This window comes from Niveispirillum sp. GW835-FHT14G11 (assembly GCF_058793615.1).
Genome location: NZ_JBXAFZ010000003.1, coordinates 121,230 through 140,647, shown reverse-complemented (window position 1 = coordinate 140,647; position 19,418 = coordinate 121,230). Strand labels below are relative to the sequence as shown.

Sequence of the window (19,418 nt, the reverse complement as noted above, 5' to 3'; positions counted from 1 at the left end):
CGGCGGACCGCGGGATACGAACCATCCGTCAGGATGGGACGTCAATGCGGTCCGCCGCAACTGGTAGCGGGCATTCAGCCCCAGTAACCCCAATCATCCGTGGGTGACAGGCCCGCCAATCCCGAAAGATCGACGTCGCCCGCCGCATCGTCGGCCGTTGATGCGGGGCGCACCGTGATGATCGTGTCCACGACCCCGTCATTGTCGGTGTCCAGTTCCACCACGGTGCTGGGGCCGGGACCGGGGACAAGGCTGGTACCGCCGGAGGGCAGCAGGCTGGTGCTGAAATCATCCCCATCGCCCGAACTGATGGTGAAATCGCCGACACCATTATCCTTGTCGCCACCGTCGATCTGGCGGTTGCCACCGTCGGCAGGGCGGGTCAGGTCGTCGCTGCCACTTTTCGCTTCACTCTCATCGGTGGCGGGTCGCACAGGTCGCGTACTGATCAGGTGGTCAACCGTCACCTGCCATTGCTTGACCGCGAAGGACAGGCGGTCGCCCTCGGCAAAGCTGAAATCCTGCACATTGTTGGCAAAGACCACTTCCTTGCCGGCCTGGGCCAAGGTCATCCACTGACCGACCAAGCTGTCGGTCATCACGAAACGGTCGGCCCCCGAGCCACCGTGAGCCACATCCTGGGCATTGACCACCAGTGTGTCATTGCCGGTCGCGCCTTCCAGCGTGTCACGCCCAGCGCCACCCACCAGCGTATCGTCGCCATTCCCGCCGATCAGCAGGTCATCGCCGACGCCACCCACCAGCAGGTCGTTGCCATCCCCGCCGCGCAGCGTGTCGTTGCCGGTGCCACCCACCAAGGTGTCGTGCCCCGTTGAGCCCGTCAGATCCAGCGGCGTGCTGTCCGTCCCGACTGCGGGCAGGACGGATAGGATCGTCGGCAGGGGCAGGGTGGCGGCGCGCGTATTGTCCGCTATCAATGCCAGTTGCGTTTCTGTCTGGGCCGGGCGTTCGCCGCCGGGGGTCAGCAGCATGCTTTCGCCGACAACGGGCAGGGTGGCCCATTGCACCTGTCCATGGGTACGGTCGCTGGAACCCGCCCGTTCCCCCGGCACCGCATCGGGCGGCGGCAGATCAAGATGCATATGGGCAAGGGCAAGCGTGGCAAAGGCACCGGGCAGATCGGCACCCGACGACTCCTCAGCCGCCTGCGCCTTCTCCGTATTGAGGAAGAAATCGACGACCAGGGCCAACGCCGCCAGCACCACGACATTATTATAGCTGCCGCCCGCCAGTTCCGCCGCTTCGGCGCCCGCCGCGCGGCTGACCAGGCGTCGCAGGTCGTCGCCTTCCAGCAGCAGGTCGCCCGACATGTCATGCACGACGAACTTGCCAGCGATGCGGGCCACATGCACCAGCACGTCGCCCGACGCGGCGTCATAGACGATGAACCAGGGATCGCCAGTATCGCTGATGCCGGTCGCTGTTTCGATCCCCAACCCCTGGCCAGACAGTTCCTCGGTCAGGCGGAAAAGCTCCGCCTTCTCCTGGTTGGTCCAGTAGCCGGTTTGCGTCACGGCCCTGATGAACCGCAGCACGTCGCCCAATTCCGCCCCCCTGTCGGCTGCCGCGAGTTGGAGGCCCCAGCCCCACCGCGCAGCTCAACGCGTCAGTCGCTCATTCCTCGCCGCCAAACAGCAGGCGATGGATTTCCGGTTCATAAAATCCCAAAAGCTTCCGGGCGAAGACCGGTGGCGACACGCCGATGGCCTGGGCCCAGAGTTCGAAATGCTCGGATGGCACGCGGCCATGCCCGCCTTCAACCTGTGAGACGAAAGTGTAATAGCGATAACCGACATGATCGGCAACCTGCGCCTGGGTCACACCAGCCTTCTCCCGCTGCGCGCTCAGCCATCGGCCGGCATCGCGCCGCATCTGGCGGGTCAGCTTGGTCTTTTCACTTTCCTCACCACGCGGTTTGGCGCGCGGGGTCACGGCTGCGGCCATGCTCAATATCTCCGAACTCACTGATATCCAAGGTCGCATGCCGGGCGTGTGGGGGCAAGGGGCAAAAATTCAGGTTCGCTCATTAGAATTTTGCTTGACATAAACTCTACGTTTCAGGATTACTGGACATCGTTCGAGGCACGAAGCATCGCCCCTGTCTTCGGGTTTCGAACAAAAAGCTCCGGGGGCGGCGCTCGCGCCGTCCCCGGGACTAAAATTTCAGAATACCGCCGATGCAGAGCCCCATCCCGCATCGGTGGCGAAGGCGCCGATACCCTGTGATGCCCCAATTGCGCGGTATCGGGTGGCGGGCCGGCCGGGGAACCTATTCGCCCCTTGGAACCCTGGCCGGTCCGTCACACGTCCTTCACGGTTGCAGCCATAGGCTCCCGTTATGGGGTTATGCAAATCCGGTATGACAGCCCCCAGCCGCGTTTCCGCACTGGCAAAATCAGAAAGTGCCGTTCCAGCGGTACTTTTGGGGATTGTTTCAATTGTAACCGCCATCCAGTACAGCATTTTCTACCGTTCTGTCTAAAATATAGGCAAACGAAAGGTTTGTACCGTAACGCCGACATTTAACTTCTTTAAAACTTCTTAAATGAGTCAAAGGGTTAAGTTTCCGTAACGGAAGGGCATGCAAATTGCTTTTGTCGGGGTGGAATGTTTGCGCAAGGCAAGGGCACCGACCATGGATAACAGCCTGATCGACCTGACGAGGAACGTGCTGGATGTGGCGAGCCAGAAGGTTTCCGCCATTGAGGACATCAACCGCACCACCAAGATGCTGGCCTTCAACGCCCTGATCGAGGCGGGCCGTGCAGGCGATGCGGGTCGCGGATTCGCTGTGGTGGCCAATGAGGTGAACTCCATCTCCCGCCAGGTCAGTGTGGTGGCCAGTGAACTTCGCTCAGAAATTGGGCAGCTGGTTGATCGCATGGCCACGGTGGGCGAAGACCTGATGGTCCGGTTCCGGGGACAGCGGCTGGCCGATCTGGCCCTGAACATGATCGAGATCATCGATCGCAATCTTTATGAACGCTCCTGCGATGTGCGCTGGTGGGCGACCGATAAGGCCGTGGTGGACTGTCTGGCGGACCCCTCAACCGATGCCACCGCTTTCGCCTCGTCCCGTCTGGGTGTGATCCTGGACAGCTATACGGTCTATCTGGATCTCTGGGTGGCGGACCGCCAGGGCCGGGTCATCGCCACGGGCCGGCCGCGCCGCTTCCCGCAGGCCATCGGCACCAATGTCGCCAACGAGCCCTGGTTCCGCCAGGCGCTGAATACCCGCGACGGGTCGGACTTCGCGGTTGTCGATGTTACGGCCAACCAGGTACTGGATGGTCGCACGGTGGCGGCCTATTCCACCGCCGTCCGTCGCGACGGTGCCGTGGATGGCGAAGTGATCGGCGCCATGGGCATCTTCTTCGACTGGGAACCGCAGGCCCGTGCCGTGACGTCCGGTGTGCGCCTGGATCGCAGTGAGGAATCGCATACGCGCTGTTTGTTGGTCGATGCGTCGGGCCGCATCATCGCGTCGTCTGATGGACGCGGGCAACTGACGGAAAGCTTCCCGCTGGAAACCCAGGGCCGTTCCATGGGCCATTATGTCGACCGGTTCGGCCGGCTGGTGGGCTTTGCCCTGACGCCGGGATATGAGACCTATCGCGGTCTCGGCTGGTACGGCGTGATCGTCCAGAATGGCGGCGAGACGGCGCATTGATCGCCGCCTGTTGATATATCTGCCGGGTAACCGGTGGCAATCGGGGCGTCGGCTGCAGGCCGGCGCCCTTTTTGTTTGAGTTGGGACGGGGTGCGACAAACCGTCCTGTACCTGTGTTACAGACGTTTCGGGATGTGAACCAAATGGCCGCTGCCGGAAATGATGTGGTCAGTCTGAAACCGGCCGTTCGTGCCATTTTTCGGCGCCAAATGGCGCTTATGCTGCGGTGCAATACGTATCGACTTTAGTCGAATGCCATCTAAGCTGCTGTTTCTCTTGGTTGCGCTAGAACCTATTCGCATGGCCACTGTACGATTTTGCACTTGCACAATGGCCTTCAGGCGCGCATATTCTGTCTTGCGACACGGCCCTATGCCCTCTGTCGTAACGCACTTCTTGGGCGTTTCCTCCCTAAACTCAGGCCGTGGCAATGCCACGGCCTTTTTTTCTGCCCGAAATGTAGCGGAATTACCTTGTATGGTAGGCTGAAATGGAAGCCGCCTAACAAGATGGACGGCTTCCCCGGTTGACCGACGCGCGGGATCAGGCGGTGGTCTTGGCGTACTTCACCGAACAGCCATAAGCGCGGCTCGAACTGACGGCGACGGGCCTGCCGGCGGCGATATCGGCCAGCGCGGCGCGGACATAGTTCTTGGAGCCGGGAATATCCGCCTTCTCGGCCGTCGGCTTGTCATCGATGGCGCCGTCATAGAGCAGGGTGCCATCCTTGCCGATGATGAACAGGTGCGGCGTGGTCTTGGCCGCATAGGCGCGGCCGATGGCGCCCGTGGGGTCCAGGATGGTGGTGGTGGCGGCCCATTTCTCCGCTGCGGCGCGGGCCTTGGCATCGGCGGGGCTGACATTGCCCTGCTCGCCGGGGGCGGAGCTGATGATGTTCAGCCAGACGGCGCCGGCGGCGACGGCTTCCGCCTGCACGGCCTGCATATTGCCCGAATCATAATGTTTGCGGACAAAGGGGCAGCCATGGTTGGTCCATTCCAGGATCACCAGCTTGCCCTTGAAGTCGGCGAGCGACACGGCCGCGCCGTCGACATTGGTGCCGGTGAAGGCCGGGGCGGCCTTGCCGATCACAGCAGCGGCCGGGGACCCGAAGGCGGGCAGGGACAGGATCGGCGTAATGGCACCGACCCCGGCGACGGCCGCGGTGCTGTTCAGGAATGTGCGGCGGGTGAGATGAAACGACATGGCAGACCTCCCGTTCATGCAGGTGGCCTTCATCTGGTATCGCAACCGGCTAAGATCAAACCCCGTTCGCCTGGAATCCGCATGATTTTTCAAGCGAACGGGATATTTTGTTTCCCGGCGTCAAATCACCCGGCGCAGTGCCCCCAGGAAGTCACCCATGGCGGCGCCCAACTGGCCCGACCGCTGGGACAGGCGACCTGCCGAACCAAGCACCTGGGTGGAGGCGGCACCGGTTTCAGATGCTGCGCGGGTCACCTGGGCGATGCGTTCGGATACGGAACGGGTGCCGACGGCGGCCTGTTCGACATTGCGGGCGATCTCCGCTGTGGCGGCACCCTGCTGTTCCACGGCGGCGGCGATGTTCACCGTGGTGCCGTTGACGTCGGCGATGACCTGGGTGATCTCACTGATACTATCTACGGCCGACTGGGTGGCAGCCTGGATGTCGGCCACCTGATGCTGGATGTCCTCCGTGGCGCGCGCCGTCTGCCCGGCCAGATTCTTCACCTCCGACGCGACGACGGCAAAGCCCTTGCCGGCCTCTCCGGCGCGGGCGGCCTCGATGGTCGCATTCAGCGCCAGCAGGTTGGTCTGGGCGGCGATCTCCTGGATGAGGCCCACAACCTCCCCGATGCGGAGGGCGGCTGCCGACAGGGTGGCGACGCGGTCATTGGCGGCCCGCGCCCGGCCCACGGCGGCATTGGTGATGTCGCGTGACCGGTCCACCTGCTCCGTAATCGACCGGATGGCGGCCGTCAGTTCCTCCGCGGCGGCGGCCACGGTCTGGACGTTGGAACTGGCCTGCTCGGCGGCGGCGGCGACAGCCATGCTCTCATGGTTCGTACCTTCGGCCGCATGTGTCATGGTATCGGCCGCGCCCTCCATCTCGTGCGCGGCGCGACCCAGATCGTCGGCGACGGACTTGATCGTCACCTCGAATTCGTCCGCCACGCCGCGGAAGCCGGTCACCTTGGCCGCCATGGCGTTGTTGGCTTCGTTGATGGCGCGGCTGCCCACCAGGAAGGTGCCCAGCATGCCCTTCTCGATCACCCGGCGGTGATAGTTCTGGTTGGTGATGGCCTGGAGCGAGGCCGTGGCTTCACGGACGAAGGCGTCGGCGCGGTCGGTCACGTCGTTGATCCGATGCAGCAACTCGCCCAACGGCCCGCCTTCGCGGATACCGATGACGCGCGCCTCGTAATCGCCCCTGGCCAACCGTTCCAGTACCTCGCCGGCGCCGGTCAGCACCCGGTCGACGCGGGCCAGATAATAGAAGCTGGCCAAAGCCGCCAGCAAGGTGATGACGCCGCCGGCCACAGCGACCCCGTGCACGCCCAGGAAATTGCCCACCAGATCGACCGCCGACCCGGCCAGCACGGCCACGCCCGTCAGGCGCGCCTTAAAGAGAGAAGATGAGTTGTTCATAGCTCAAACCCCGGTCGCGCAGCAGTCCCACCAACATCGCCTCGCTGGCCGCCATCCCTTCACGGATGCGGCTGTGTTTGGCCTCCTCGGCCAGCAGCGATTTGTAGAGGGGGCTGATGATGTCGTTCACGATGCGCTTGTCCGCCGTGCGGCGGCTGGAATGGAAACCGATGATGTTGCCGCCTGTGTCGCGCGATGGCGTGACATGGGCGAAGACCCAGTAATGATCGCCGTTCACCGCGCGGTTCAGCACATAGGCGAAGATCTCGTTGCCCGCCCCCAGTGTGTCCCACAGCAGCTTGAACACCACGCGCGGCATGTCGGGATGGCGGATCAGGTTATGTGGCTGGCCCAGCGCCTTCTCCTCTGTCAAGGCGGCGACGCGCAGGAAGGTGCGGTTGGCATAGGTGATACGGCCCCCCTTGTCGGTCTTGGTGACGATCAATTCGTCATCGTGGAACGGGCGTTCCATCCCGGTCAGGAAAGGCCGGGATTTTCCCGGTGGCGCGTCGGCAATGGTCATGACGTTTCCATCCTTTTCCATCTGCCCTCAGGCAGTCTGCCATTTGCATGCCTGAATGGTTGGTTGGCCGCATTGATCCAAATCAGGTTCGCGGCGGATGGCCCTGTACCGAAAGTCAGCTTGACCCGCCGCCCAAAGCGGCAAACATGAAGGTGACCCGTCGGTTGCGGCGGGAGGGGGCAAGTCGATGCGTAAATTCATGGCTTCCATCCTGAAAACGCTGTTCGGTGCCGAAGGCCGGCCGGAGCGGCCGCGGCCGATGCCGCGCCCGCAATTCCGCCGGGTCGAACCGCTTGCCCCGGCGCCTGCCGCCACGGTGCCGTCGGATCAGTCGCAAGGACATGATCACGATCTGGCGCTGCGCCTGCGGCGCATCTTCGACGGCCGTGACCCGACGCAGGCCGGCAGCCTGCACCTGCTGGGTCTGGGCAGCCTGCATGAAAAACTGGGGGCGCGCTGGGCCGACGTGGCGGCCCGTGTCCACACCTTGGCGGACAAGTTGCTGAACCAGCATCTGTCGGATCAGGATGCCTGGTTCCGGCATGGCGAGGAAAGCTATGTCGTGGTCTTTGCCCATCTGGGGCCGGAGCAGGCCAGGCTTGTCTGCGCCAAGGTGGTGGAGGAATTGCAGGTCCTGCTGCTGGGCCATGCCGATACCGACAGCATCAAGGTGCTCACTGCCGTACATGAGATCGGGTCGGACATCGTGCTGGTGCCGGCCAGCCTGACGGAGATGCTGGCCGCCGCCCGCCACGCGGCCGAGGGGGCGACGCAGGGGGGGGCCATGCTGATCCGGCCCACCGGCTTCCGCGACCACCTGCTGGCCCGCGCCAGCCCGCCGATGGTGCGTTACCGCCCCGTCTGGGATGTGCGCAAGCAGGTGCTGTCGCTCTATATGGCCCGCTGTTGCCGCGAGCGGGAGGGGCGGGCGCCGCTCTGGGGCTATGAATGCCTGGATGATCCCGACGATGTGGCCGGTATCTTGGAGTTGGACCTGCATGTGGCGCGTGATGCGCTGGAAACCGCGCTTGAGCTTTACGACAACCGCTTCCGTTTCTTCCTGTCGCTGCCGTTGCATTTCGAAAGCCTGGCCGTGACGGCGCGGCGGCAGGAGGTGATGAACACTCTGCGATCCATCCCGCGCCACCTGCTGCCCTTCATGACCTATCACCTCTATGGCGTGCCGGCGGGGGTGCCCGGCGGGCGCCTGTCGGAACTGGTCGCTGCCGTGAAGCCTTTCGGCCGCACGGTGATGTTGGAACAGCCGGCCCCCGGCATGGGGCTGGCGGCGGCGGAGACGGCGGGTGTGCGCGTCATCAACATGACCCTGCCACCAGAGGCGTCCATGGAGCGCTGGCGGCCCGAGGTCACCCGCTTTGCCGCCAATGCCGCCCGTCATCGGCTGCTGCCCGCTCTGGAAGGAGTGGGGAGCCTGGCCATGGAGGATCTGTGTGAGGAAGTGGGCGTGCGTTTCCTGTCCGGCGACCTGATCGGCGGTTGGGTGGACGTGCCCGAGCATGTTGTCCGTCGCTCCCGCACGGATTTCGAGCGTCAGGGTGTTATGCCGCGCCCTGGAGTGCCAGACTGAAAAAAGGGTCATATAACCCTTCGCGCGCTACCATCGCCGGGCACCGGGAGTACCATCAGACCATCCTCGCAGATGGAAAGGCGGCTCCCCATGCTCAGGCTGATCGGGAAGGTTATGACGGCATTCCGTGGTGAAGCCGGCCAGGGCTCTATGCATGCCGGCTCCTCCGATTGGGCTCGCATTTCCTCAGGCAAGCAGGCGGAGACTACCCCGCCCCAGGCGGATACGAACGCAGCAGACGCCTTGCGCCGCATCTTCTCACGCCGTGATCCGGTCCAGGCCGGCAGCATCCACCTTATGGGGTTGGAGAGTTTGAGGGACCGGCTGGGCTCGCGTTGGACCGCCGTCGCCGACCGGGTCCATATGCTGACGGCTCGGCTGCTGGAGGGCTATCTGTCACCGCATGACACCTGGTTTCGTCATGGCGGGGAAGCCTATGTCGTGGTCTTCGCCCAACTGGCCCCGGAACAGGCTCGCCTGATCTGCGCCAAGGTGGTGGAGGAATTGCAGATCCTGCTGCTGGGGGAAGCGGATACCGCCTCCATCATGGTGCGTACCGCCGTACATGAGATCGGATCGGACATGATGCTGGTGCCGGCCAGCCTGCAGCAGATGCTGGATGAAGCAGCCGGTCGCCTGAAACGGGAGGCGACGGAGGCCAGCAACTCCCTGGACCGGCCTGCCGTCGCCCGTGCGCATCCGGGCGAAAGGCCCAGCCGGATAGAGGTGCGCTATCGCCCTGTCTGGGATGTGAAGCAGCAGGTCGTCTCCGTCTTCATCGCCCGTGGCTGTCGCCTGCGCGGGGGCCGTACGCTGGTCTGGGGCTATGACGGGTTGGACGATCCGGAGGACCCGCAGCAGATCCTGGCCATGGACCTGCAGGTGATCAAGGAGGCGGTCGGCGAGGCGTTGGAGCTTTACGAGAACCGGTTCCGCTTTTTCCTGTCGGTGCCCGTACATTTCGAAAGCCTGGCTGTGCTGGGCCGGCGACGGGAAATGGTGGCCGTCCTCCAATCCATCCCGGTACATATGCGGCCCTTCATGACCTATCACCTCTATGGCGTGCCGCCGGGCGTACCCACAGGCCGGCTGGCGGAGATGGTGGGAACGCTGCGCCCCTATGGCCGCACAACCATGGTCGTGGTCGATCCCAATACTAGTGACCTGCCGACCCTGGCCGCTGCCGGTGCCCGCGTGGCCTGCGTGCTGCTGCCCTCCGGGGCCACGGCAGACCGCCACCGGGCCGAGCTGCAGCGCTTCGGCGCCGTCGCCGCCAAGAACCGCCTGCAGATGTCGGTGGAAGGTGTGGATGACCTGGCGATGGAGACGTTATGCGAGGAGGTGGGGATCAACTATTTGTCAGGCAATCTGATCGGTGACTGGTCGGAAGTCCCTGAGCATGCCGCCCGCCGCTGCCTCGCCGATTTCCAGCGGTAAACTGGGCGCAAGTCCCGGCTTATTCCGCCGCGGAGGCAGAAAGTTTGGCGATGATGCGGTGGCCCATGGCCAGTGCCGCGTCGCATAATGCGGGCATATCGGCGCTCAGCAGGGCAACCTGGGCCGCATCGCCGTCATTGGCGGCGTTCATCAGCGCGCGCGATCGCCGTGATAGAACCATGAAGCCCAGATTGCCGGCGGATGAAACCAGGGAGTGTGCCTCCCGCTCCACTTGTGCCAGATCGTCCCCGGCCGCCATGATCGCGTCCACCCGCGTGCGGAAGGATGACAGCGCGTCGGTCAGCAGCTGTATGCCGATATCGTCGCCCACCACCAGCAGCAGATTGTCCAGAATCTCCTGGTCCAGTGCCGGCTCAGCCGGTCCCGCCACGGGTTCCGGGCGGGGCCCCGCATCCATCCTGGTGGGACGGAAGCCGGCGATCTCCGCAATGGCCTGGTTGAGCGCTTGTGGCGTCACCGGCTTGGCGACATGGCCGTTCATCCCCGCTTCCAGGCAGGCTTCCCGCTCCTCACGCAGGACATTGGCGGTGAGCGCCAGGATGGGCAGGGTGAAGCCGGCTTGGCGGATGCGGCGCGTGGCCTCCATCCCGTCCATCACCGGCATCTGTACATCCATCAGCACCAGATCCAGCTCGTCCTCATCACGGGTCACGGTGATGATGGCATCGGCCCCGTTCTCCACCACGATGACGCTGTGCCCGGCTTTTTCCAGGATCGTTCGTACCAGCATCTGGTTGGCGAACACGTCCTCCGCCAGCAGGATCGACAGGGGCCGGAAGGAGGGCAGGGTGGCCGGCGGCGACAGCGACTCCGCTTCCGGCGGTGGGGCCGTGGTGACGGCCAGCGGCAGCGTCACCTCGAACCGGCTACCGGAACCGGGCTGGCTCTTCACCTCGATGCGGCCCTGCATGGCCTCCACAAGGCGCTTGGTGATGGCCAGCCCAAGGCCCGTCCCACCGAAGCGCCTTGTGACCGATGCGTCCAACTGGCTGAAAGGCATGAACAGATGCTTCAGCCGGTCGGTGGGAATGCCCATGCCGGTGTCGCTGACCATCAGCCGCAGTTGCACGCCCATGCGGGCCACGGACAGCACGACGCTGCCCTTGGCTGTGAATTTCACGGCATTGGACAGCAGGTTCAACAGCACCTGCCGCAACCTTGCCTCGTCCCCCAGCACCCATTCCGGCAGGTCGGACGATATCTCCGTGCGCACGGCCAGCCCCTTGTCGGCGGCGCGCGGCGCCAACAGGGCCATGCAGCTTTCCGCCAGCCGCGCCGGGTTCAGCGGTCCCATCTCCAGTTCCAGCCGTCCCGCCTCGATCTTCGACAGGTCCAGCACGTCGTCGACAATGGCGACCAGGGCGCGCGACGCCTCCATCTGCAGGGCAAGCCATTTCTCCCGCTCCGCCTCCGGCGCCTTCTCGTCGCGCAACAGGTCGGCGAAGCCGATGATGGCGTTGAGCGGTGTGCGGATCTCATGGCTCATATTGGCCAGGAAGGCGCTTTTGGCGCGTTCGGCGGCTTCCGCCTGCACCTTGGCGGTGGACAGCGCCTCCACCTTGCCGCCGATGTCGGCATAGAGGTTCTGCAGCTGTTCGGCCATGCGGTTGACACCGGCCGAGAGCACTGCGAACTCATCCTTGCCGGACACTTTCAGCCGGTGGTCCAGCCGGCCCTGGCCGATGGCGGCGATACCGTCGGCGATTCGGTCCAGACCGGCCAGAACCCGCCGGCTGGCAGCGGTGGCCAGCGCCACGGTGACGGCGAGCAGCAAAAGCGGTAGCACCTGCAGCACCAGCAGTAGCCGGCCCCAGGCGTTCACCCGCTCATTGGCATGGGCGGCCAGCCGGTCGGCATCCGACGCCATCACGTTGTATCGCAGTTGCAGTGTGTCCTGTGCCACCCGTGCCGTCTGCGTGGTGGTGCGCGACTGGGTGAGGCGCAACATGCCGTCCAGCATCAGTGCGTTGTCCGCAGACAGCCGGTGCAGCAGCGCCAAATCCACCGGGTCCTGGATGCCGGCGCGAAGCCGCATCAACTCGGTCGACAGCCGCTCATGGGAGCGCTGCCACTGGAACAGGGCCCGTTCGCTGCCCGTGTCGGCATATTCATGGACCAGCAGGCTCAGCTCGAAAACGGAGCGGACCAGGGCTTGGGCTTCCGTCACACGCGTCGTGGACTGGCCCATCCATTGCCAGGACCACAGGGCCGATGCCACCGACATGGCCAGGGCGACCGCCGCGAAGACCAGGGTCGTGGTGATTCGCGTGCGGATTTTCATCAGTTCAGTCCAACACCGTAACGCGTGTAGGGTCGACCTCCCTCAGGATGTCGCTTTGTAGATAGGCCAGCATTGCCGGCCCAGGATTGTCGCCCGCCCGGCGCAGATGCCCTTCCAGCGAGAGCAGCAACGCCTGATCCAGACGCAGATTGAAACCATAACTCCCCCAATGGTTCCGGACCAGCGTCTCGTCAAGGCCGATGGCTTCCGCGACAATGCGGATGGCCTGTTCACGGTCTTTCATAATGGCCCATTCCGCTGCCAGCAGGGCGCGTACGAAACTCACCAGGGCTGGGCGTCGTGCCTCGACAACATCCATGCGCGACGACAGAATCCAGCTCCCGGTATAGAGACCGGGCACAGAAAGGTTGTCCAGGCCCCGGGTGAACGGGCCACTGCCGGCGATGCGCACCGTTGTCCAGACCGATGCCGCATCGATCTTCCCCTCCGCCATGGCTTGCATGATCTGGTCGCTGTCATAGGCAAGCGTGGCAACCTTGCCGACCAGTCCGGTCTGCATCAACAGCAGGTCCAGGAAATATTGGGAGTTCGTGTCGGGCGTATAGCCAATGCGCTTGCCGACCAGGGCGTCGGCATGGGTCAAACCGGCACCAGCCGGCGAAGCGATCACCACGTCGCGGTCTGAGGTCTGCACAGTCGATATAATTCGCACAGACTTGCCAGCCAACATGGCACTGGAAGCCGGCACGTCTGACGATAGGGCCAAGTCGGCCTTACCGTCGATCAGCGCCTGCATCGCCACCTTGCCATTGGTCACGGGCAGCAGATCGACCGTCAGGCCCTCATCGGCGAAATAGCCATTGGCCCGTGCCACGAAAATAAGAGCCGACATCATCTGCCGGCTCTCGGCCACCACCAGATGCTGCGGCTCTTCGTGGCCACGCAGGATAAAGGCGCCTACGGCCGCGGCGGCTGCAAGGAGCAGAACAAGGATCAGTTCCCGGTAACGCCCGACATTCATGCCTGCACCAGAACCCTATCCTTGGGCGCGATCGGCGCCGGTTTCCAAGAAGGACAAGCCTATCAGGACCGACCCCAGCGGGTCGCAGGACAGAACCTATCCTTTTGGTCAGCAGGCGTGCAGGCTGGGCGTAAAAAGCCAAAGGGCCGGCCCCTGGCGGGTACCGGCCCTTTTGGTTTGGAACGGATGGTGGGCGCGACAGGGATTGAACCTGTGACCCCTACCATGTCAAGGTAGTGCTCTCCCGCTGAGCTACGCGCCCATCCGTTCATCGCCCCGCTTCGTGCCGTTCGTCGGCAGCGCCGTCGGGGTGGGCGTGCTTATAGCGACCTGATCCGGGCATTGCAACAGTCTGTTTTCAGAAAATCGCCGATTTTTTTCCAACCGCTTTCGTTCGGCTGGCGACGCATCTCGCAATTCGATACATCTGTCAGGCATGAGCAGCCTGGGCCCTACCTTTTCCAGCGACAAGCCTGGCGCCCGTCCCCCGGACGTCGGCACGGGCGGCGGCGTGTTCCGGATTTCCCGGCCGCCGCGACAGGTGCTGCCGGTTGTCATGGCGTCCCCGCATAGCGGACGCGACTATCCGGAAAGCTTCGTGGCCAGGTCGCGGCTGGATGCGCGGGCACTGCGCCGGTCGGAGGATTGCTTCGTTGACGAGATTTTCCGGCCAGCCGTGGATTTGGGCGTGCCGTTGCTGGAGGCCTTGTTTCCCAGAGCCTATCTCGATCCCAACCGGGAGCCGTTCGAGTTCGATCCCGGCATGTTCGAGGGCGCGCTTCCATCCTATGTGAATAGCCGCAGCCCCCGCGTGGCGGCGGGCCTGGGCACCATTCCCCGCATCGTGGCCAGCGGGGAGGAGATTTATCGTCAGCGATTGCGCTTTGCGGAGGCGGTGGAGCGGGTGGACCGCTGCTATTACCCCTATCATGCCGCCCTGCGCGCCCTGATCGACCAGACGCGGGCGGCGTTCGGCTTCTGCATCCTGATTGACTGCCATTCCATGCCCTCCATCGACCTGCCGCCGGAGGCGGCCGCCAGCGGTGCGATGGACATGGTGCTGGGCGATTGTTTCGGCAGTGCCTGCGATGCGGTCTTGACCCGTGTCGCTGAAGAGACGTTGACCGACCTGGGGTATGTCGTGGGCCGAAACGCGCCTTATGCCGGTGGCTATACGACGCGCCATTACGGGCGGCCCGGCGATGGGGTGCATGCCCTGCAGATTGAACTGAATCGCTCCCTTTACATGGATGAGGTTGCCTTGGCACGCCGTCCCTATCTCGACACTCTGGCCGACCATATGTGCCAGCTGGTCTCTCGCCTGGCTGCGGTGCCGGCCCCGGCATTGCATCCGCGTGACCGCTGAGCCGGGGAGGGGAGAGGGATGCTGATCCGGACCGCCGGTGCGGGTGACGCTGCCGCCATCGCCGCCATCTATGCCCCGCATGTCAGCGAGGGTACGGCCAGCTATGAGTCGGTTCCTCCCGACGCGGGTGAAATGGCGCTGCGCATGGCGGCGATCCAGGCCCAGGGCTTTCCTTATCTGGTGGCCGAGCGAGCTGGGCATATTCTAGGCTACGCCTATGGCAGCCCCTTCCGGTCGCGCCCCGGCTATCGCTTCACGGTGGAGAATTCCATCTATGTGGCACCCCAGGCCCAGGGGGCGGGGGTGGGGCGGGCCCTGCTGAAGGCCCTGATCGACCAATGTACCCGCGCCGGCTTCCGCCGCATGGTGGCGGTGATCGGCGATGGCAGCAACGAAGGGTCGGTGGGTCTGCACCGTGCCTTGGGCTTCGAACTGGCGGGGACGGTGCCCGGCCTGGGGGTGAAGCATGGCCGCTGGCTGGATTGGGTGCTGATGGTTCGTCCCCTGGGCGACCCTGCGGCCCCGCCGCCGGGTGCGGATGAATATCCGGGATTGAGCATTTAACCCGCGCGGCGATCCATCAGCGCCCGTACCCGCTCCGCCAAATGCCGCGTATCGTCCAGCGGCTGGTAAGTCCAGGTCTCCAACGCGCCCCTGAACGCCCGGGTCACGCCCGTTTCCCGCAGCAGCGCGTGGAAGCGCTCGAATTTCGGTGCGTTGCCGGGCAGGTCGATGACATGCACGGGTTTGCCCGTGCTGGCTGCCTCCGAGACCATGGCCACGCTGTCGGACGTGACGATCAGCGCATCGGCCAATGCTAGCATCCCGAAATAGGGATTGGGGTCCGTGCCATCCCAGATGAAGACCGGTAGCCCCGCCAGCCGATCCTTCAGGATTGCCTCGTTCTCCGCACCCGTGCGCCGCGAGGTGGTGATCAGCATGCCGACATGGCGGTCGCGCACCAGTGCTGCCAATTGGTCGGCCAGGTTCGCCATCATCGCGGGTGTCAATGTGCAGAACCGGTTGGACCCGCCGATCATCACCGATACCAGTGGCCGGCTGCGTCCCTCCGCCAGGGGCGCGAATTCATCCGCCGCCGCATTCAGCTTCTCCTGCGTGACCCGATGGATGGCGCCGATGCTTTCAGCCAGATTGACGCCCGACTTGCCGTCATGGCGGGGCAGAGAGACCAGGTCGAACCGGTCGAAGGGCACGCCCGGATTCTGGATATGCACCCGCACCGTCGCCGGCGACCGCCGCCCCACGGCCATAGACAGGGCCACCGCCTGGCGGCCTGAACTGATCAACAGGTCCGGCCAGGGTGCCTCCAGCCGGTCGGATGCCGGGGCCAGCGGCAGACGGATACCCGGCAGCGGCAGATAGGGTGTCGCCTGCCGCCAGGGCGTACGCAGCTTCACCCGTTTCACCATGGGCACCAGCCCCAGTGCGTCGGCCAGCCCCAGGCACGGATTCTCGATTCCCGCCCTTCCGTCGGAGACTACCCAGCAAGTCGGGCCTTTGTTGTTCGCATACGTATGCGAAGACTTGTCCCCAGGAAATTTTGTGTCGCAAACCGGGTCGCCCTTGCGGGGCGGAGCGTCCCGTGTAATATCCTTGCTCAAATCGAGAACTCCTGGAGTTAAAAAATCACCATGCGGCGGGTCAAACTCGACCGAATTGATCGGCGCATCCTGCGCGACCTGCAGGCGGACGGCCGGATGACCAATGTTGAATTGGCGCGGCGTGCCGGCATTTCGGCCCCTCCCTGCCTGCGGCGCGTTCGCGCGCTCGAGGAGGCGGGCTATATCCGGGGCTATCATGCCGACATCAATCCGGAATCCATGGGCTTCCATGTCACGGTTTTCGCACAGGTCGGTCTGTCGTCCCAGGCGGAAAGCGACCTGAAGCGCTTCGAGGCCCTGGTCAATTCCTGGCCGGAGGTGCGGGAGTGCAACATGCTGGCCGGTGAGACGGACTTCCTGTTGAAGGTTGTCGCCGTCGATTGGGACAGCTATCAGCGCTTCCTGACCACCAAGCTGACGGCGGCCCCCAATGTCAGCCATGTGAAATCGGCACTCGCCATCCGTCAGTCCAAATACGCTCCCGGCGTGCCCATCGATGTCGATGTCGGCCCGGAGTCGAAGGACGATGACGACGAGGATTCAGAAGTCTGATTCACGGAAGCATAGGGCGCCCCACCGGGCGCCCTTTCTATTTCAGCTCCAAACCATTCGGGCCAGGCCAAAGCCCGCTCCGGCCAGCACCAGCCAATGCACGGCCAGCTTGAAGCGCAGCAGCGCCACCATGGCGACCCCCGCCACCGCAAGCGCGACCCAATCCATCCGCCCGCCGGGCAACAGCACCTGTTGCCCCAGCACGACGCCGAGGTTCAAGATCACCCCCACCACGGCGGCGGTGATGGCGGCCAAGGCACCGGCCGCAGCACGGTTATGCACCAGCGCCTCCACATAGGGCGCGCCCGCGAAAATGAAGAAGAAGCAGGGCAGGAAGGTCACATAGGTGGTCAATGCCGCCCCCACCAGCCCGGCCAGACCCGGTGACAGGGTGCCGGGATTATTCCAGCCCGCGAAGAAGCCGACATATTGCGTGACCAGGATCAGCGGGCCCGGCGTGCTTTCGGCCAGGGCCATGCCGTTCAGCATGTCGGCCGGCGTCAGCCACTGATAGGCCCCCACCGCCCGTTCGGCGATATAGGGCAGCACGGCATAGGCACCGCCGAAGGTGACGAAGGCCGCACTGGTGAACAGGTCCGCCACATCGACCCAGGGTGTGCGCCCCAGCAGCAGCACGATGGCCACCACCGGCACCAGCAGCAGGACGGCGAAGATCAGCGACAGGCGCAGCAGGCGTTTGCCGTTGCGGTCCACCGGCCGGTCATCGGGCACGAATTCATCCCCGCCCGCATGCCCGGCCGGTGCGAAGAGCGGCTTTCCAGCCTTGGCCGCCAGATAGCCCACCAACGCCGCCGCCGCGATCAGCAGGGGGAAGGGCATATGGCCCAGGTAAAGCCCCAGGAAGGCCGCAGCCGCCAGGGCCAGCGGCGCCGGCCCCTTCAGCGTGCGCCTTCCCAGGCGCCAGACCGAGGCCGCGATGATGGCGATGACCACCGGCTTCACCCCGTCGAACAGGGCCGCCACCCAGGCCAGATCCCCATGTTCGGCCGCCAGCCAGGACAAGGCCAGCAGCACCACCGCCCCCGGCAGTACGAACAACCCGCCGGCCGCCAGCCCGCCGATGGTGCCGTGCAGCCGCCAGCCGATATAGGTGGCCAATTGCTGCGCCTCCGGTCCCGGCAGCAGCATGGCGAAGTTCAGCCCATGCAGGAACCGCGTGCCATCGATCCAGCGGCGCTTATCCACCAGTTCCTGTTGCATCAGGGCGATCTGCCCCGCCGGCCCGCCGAAACTGACGCAGCCCAGCCAGAACCAGAACCGCAGCGCCTCTCTGAAATCGGGCATCGCATCTTCCCCCGTTGAAATCCGGGCGATGCTGCGGGTCGGCGGGTCCGGATGCAACCTTGTCCTTATGACAAGACAAAGAATGCGCGCCCGCCCGTTCTGCGTCAGGAAGACAGCGCCCCCGATCCAGGACCGCCCAGCATGTACATGCCCACGCATTTCAAGATGGAACAGGAGGACGCGCTTGCCGTCCTTCAACAGCAGAGCTTCGCCACCCTGGTCAGCTTTACGGCTGGCGGCTTGATGTCCACGCCGCTGCCGCTGCTGCTGGATCGCTCGCACGGCGACATCCGTCTGATCGGGCATGTGGCCCGCGCCAACCCGCATTGGAAGCGGTTCGACCCGTCGGTGCCGTCGCTGGCCATCGTCAATGCCGGTGACGGCTATGTCGCACCCGCCTGGTACGTGGCAAAGGCGCAGACGGGCAAGGTCGTGCCCACCTGGAACTATGTCACCGTGCATGCCCATGGGCGGCTGGAAGCAGTGGAGGATGCCGATGCCCTGCTGGACATCGTCACCCGCCTGACCGACCGACATGAGAATGGGCGGGCAATCCCCTGGAAGGTCTCCGACGCGCCGGCCGATTATATTGCCGCCAATCTGCGCGGCATTGTCGGGCTGGTGCTGCATGTGGACAGGCTGGAGGGCAAGGCCAAGCTGTCGCAGAACAAGGACGCGGCCGACCGCGCCACCATCCGCACCGGAATGGAAGGCGTGTTGGATATCCCGTGATTACACCCGGCTCATCAACCCCAACCGCACGGCCAGGCCCAGGAACACCGTGCCCGACGCCCAGTTCAGCACCTTGGCCGCCATCGGGTTGCGGGCCAGCTGCCGGCCCAGCCCACCGGCGCCGATCCCTACCAGGGCGTTCACGATGGTGCCGGAAATGTTCAGCATCGTGCCCAGGATCAAAGCCTGGATGATGACGCTGCCCCGCGCCGGATCGATGAATTGCGGCAGGAAGGCCAGGAAGAAGATGGCCACCTTGGGGTTCAGCAGATTGGTGACCATGCCGCGCAGGAAGATGCGGCGGATGTCCTTCTGCGTGACCTTGGTGCCCTCCGCCGCCGGCGGCGCGGCGCGGAAGGTGTTCCAGGCCAACCAGACCAGATAGGCCGCCCCCGTCCAGCGCACGATCTCGAACAGGGTCGGCGAGGCCATCAGCAGTCCCGCCAGCCCGAAGGCGGCGGCGGCCGTATGCACCATGGCCCCCAATGCCACACCCAGCGATGCGGCCACCCCTGCCTTGGGTCCGCGATGCGCGCCGCTGCCAAGGCAGAACAGCATGTCCGGTCCCGGCGTCAGGTTCAACGCCAGGGCGGCGGCCATGAACAGCAGCAGCGTGTCGATGGGGAAGTCGGGCATTGCGGGCGCTCCATCAAGGACCGGATGCCCGATATGCTGCCGTTGCCGACG

17 protein-coding genes and 1 tRNA gene are annotated in these 19,418 nt (G+C 64.6%); 7 read left to right on the top strand and 11 right to left on the bottom strand.

Annotation, left to right across the window (positions count from 1 at the left end; translation table 11 throughout):
• Nucleotides 1–74: 74 nt before the first annotated feature.
• Both AC1Q7F_RS07005 and AC1Q7F_RS07000 read right to left on the bottom strand, forming a co-directional pair.
• Nucleotides 75–1,556 (bottom strand): calcium-binding protein, encoded by a 1,482-nt coding sequence (locus AC1Q7F_RS07005; protein WP_492505165.1) that lies wholly within the window; start codon nucleotides 1,554–1,556, stop codon nucleotides 75–77.
• Between the two features lie 79 nt (nucleotides 1,557–1,635).
• Complete coding sequence (locus AC1Q7F_RS07000) at nucleotides 1,636–1,965, bottom strand: helix-turn-helix domain-containing protein (RefSeq protein WP_492505163.1); 330 nt, start codon at nucleotides 1,963–1,965, stop codon at nucleotides 1,636–1,638.
• 691 nt (nucleotides 1,966–2,656) lie between these two features.
• Between AC1Q7F_RS07000 and AC1Q7F_RS06995 the strand changes: the two genes are divergently transcribed.
• Complete coding sequence (locus AC1Q7F_RS06995) at nucleotides 2,657–3,691, top strand: cache domain-containing protein (RefSeq protein ID WP_492505162.1); 1,035 nt, start codon at nucleotides 2,657–2,659, stop codon at nucleotides 3,689–3,691.
• Nucleotides 3,692–4,234: 543 nt separating this feature from the next.
• Here the strand turns inward: AC1Q7F_RS06995 and AC1Q7F_RS06990 are convergent.
• From AC1Q7F_RS06990 to AC1Q7F_RS06980, 3 genes are all read right to left on the bottom strand, one after another.
• The gene (locus AC1Q7F_RS06990) at nucleotides 4,235–4,897 is read right to left on the bottom strand and encodes a redoxin domain-containing protein (RefSeq protein WP_492505160.1); all 663 of its coding nucleotides are present in this window, start codon (nucleotides 4,895–4,897) and stop codon (nucleotides 4,235–4,237) included.
• A gap of 120 nt (nucleotides 4,898–5,017) precedes the next feature.
• Nucleotides 5,018–6,322, bottom strand: a complete 1,305-nt coding sequence (locus tag AC1Q7F_RS06985; protein WP_492505158.1) for a methyl-accepting chemotaxis protein — start codon at nucleotides 6,320–6,322, stop codon at nucleotides 5,018–5,020.
• Entirely contained in the window at nucleotides 6,297–6,845 is a 549-nt protein-coding gene (locus AC1Q7F_RS06980; protein WP_492505156.1) for a PAS domain-containing protein, read from the bottom strand. Before AC1Q7F_RS06980 ends, AC1Q7F_RS06985 begins: the two co-directional genes overlap by 26 nt.
• Nucleotides 6,846–7,032: 187 nt before the next feature.
• On the opposite strand from AC1Q7F_RS06980, the gene AC1Q7F_RS06975 reads away from it, so the two are divergent.
• The gene (locus tag AC1Q7F_RS06975) at nucleotides 7,033–8,433 is read left to right on the top strand and encodes a hypothetical protein (protein ID WP_492505154.1); all 1,401 of its coding nucleotides are present in this window, start codon (nucleotides 7,033–7,035) and stop codon (nucleotides 8,431–8,433) included.
• A gap of 114 nt (nucleotides 8,434–8,547) precedes the next feature.
• Nucleotides 8,548–9,870, top strand: coding sequence for a nucleotidyl cyclase domain-containing protein (locus AC1Q7F_RS06970; protein WP_492505152.1), 1,323 nt, complete (start codon nucleotides 8,548–8,550; stop codon nucleotides 9,868–9,870).
• Between the two features lie 19 nt (nucleotides 9,871–9,889).
• Here the strand turns inward: AC1Q7F_RS06970 and AC1Q7F_RS06965 are convergent, their stop codons facing one another.
• From AC1Q7F_RS06965 to AC1Q7F_RS06955, 3 genes are all read right to left on the bottom strand, one after another.
• Nucleotides 9,890–12,172: an ATP-binding protein gene (locus AC1Q7F_RS06965; RefSeq protein ID WP_492505150.1), complete on the bottom strand. Its 2,283-nt coding sequence runs from the start codon at nucleotides 12,170–12,172 to the stop codon at nucleotides 9,890–9,892.
• 4 nt (nucleotides 12,173–12,176) lie between these two features.
• Complete coding sequence (locus tag AC1Q7F_RS06960; protein WP_492505148.1) at nucleotides 12,177–13,154, bottom strand: ABC transporter substrate-binding protein; 978 nt, start codon at nucleotides 13,152–13,154, stop codon at nucleotides 12,177–12,179.
• Nucleotides 13,155–13,341: 187 nt separating this feature from the next.
• Nucleotides 13,342–13,416: transfer RNA gene (locus AC1Q7F_RS06955), tRNA-Val, on the bottom strand.
• Nucleotides 13,417–13,590: 174 nt separating this feature from the next.
• Between AC1Q7F_RS06955 and AC1Q7F_RS06950 the strand changes: the two genes are divergently transcribed.
• Together AC1Q7F_RS06950 and AC1Q7F_RS06945 are read left to right on the top strand one after the other, a co-directional pair.
• On the top strand, nucleotides 13,591–14,520 hold the full coding sequence (locus AC1Q7F_RS06950) for an N-formylglutamate amidohydrolase (RefSeq protein WP_492505146.1): 930 nt from the start codon (nucleotides 13,591–13,593) through the stop codon (nucleotides 14,518–14,520).
• 18 nt (nucleotides 14,521–14,538) lie between these two features.
• Nucleotides 14,539–15,084: a GNAT family N-acetyltransferase gene (locus AC1Q7F_RS06945; RefSeq protein ID WP_492505144.1), complete on the top strand. Its 546-nt coding sequence runs from the start codon at nucleotides 14,539–14,541 to the stop codon at nucleotides 15,082–15,084.
• Here AC1Q7F_RS06945 and AC1Q7F_RS06940 read toward each other — a convergent pair.
• Nucleotides 15,081–15,998, bottom strand: a complete 918-nt coding sequence (locus AC1Q7F_RS06940) for a mitochondrial fission ELM1 family protein (RefSeq protein ID WP_492505706.1) — start codon at nucleotides 15,996–15,998, stop codon at nucleotides 15,081–15,083. The genes AC1Q7F_RS06945 and AC1Q7F_RS06940 overlap by 4 nt on opposite strands.
• A gap of 174 nt (nucleotides 15,999–16,172) precedes the next feature.
• Between AC1Q7F_RS06940 and AC1Q7F_RS06935 the strand changes: the two genes are divergently transcribed.
• On the top strand, nucleotides 16,173–16,694 hold the full coding sequence (locus AC1Q7F_RS06935; protein ID WP_492505142.1) for an Lrp/AsnC family transcriptional regulator: 522 nt from the start codon (nucleotides 16,173–16,175) through the stop codon (nucleotides 16,692–16,694).
• 42 nt (nucleotides 16,695–16,736) lie between these two features.
• On the opposite strand, the gene chrA is transcribed toward AC1Q7F_RS06935, so the two are convergent.
• The gene (gene chrA / locus AC1Q7F_RS06930; protein ID WP_492505140.1) at nucleotides 16,737–17,999 is read right to left on the bottom strand and encodes a chromate efflux transporter; all 1,263 of its coding nucleotides are present in this window, start codon (nucleotides 17,997–17,999) and stop codon (nucleotides 16,737–16,739) included.
• A 141-nt stretch (nucleotides 18,000–18,140) separates the two neighbouring features.
• On the opposite strand from chrA, the gene AC1Q7F_RS06925 reads away from it, so the two are divergent.
• A complete protein-coding gene (locus tag AC1Q7F_RS06925) occupies nucleotides 18,141–18,731 on the top strand; it encodes an FMN-binding negative transcriptional regulator (protein ID WP_492505138.1) in 591 nt (196 codons plus the stop codon).
• Here AC1Q7F_RS06925 and AC1Q7F_RS06920 read toward each other — a convergent pair whose 3' ends face one another.
• On the bottom strand, nucleotides 18,732–19,367 hold the full coding sequence (locus AC1Q7F_RS06920; protein ID WP_492505136.1) for a LysE family translocator: 636 nt from the start codon (nucleotides 19,365–19,367) through the stop codon (nucleotides 18,732–18,734).
• Nucleotides 19,368–19,418 lie beyond the last annotated feature (51 nt).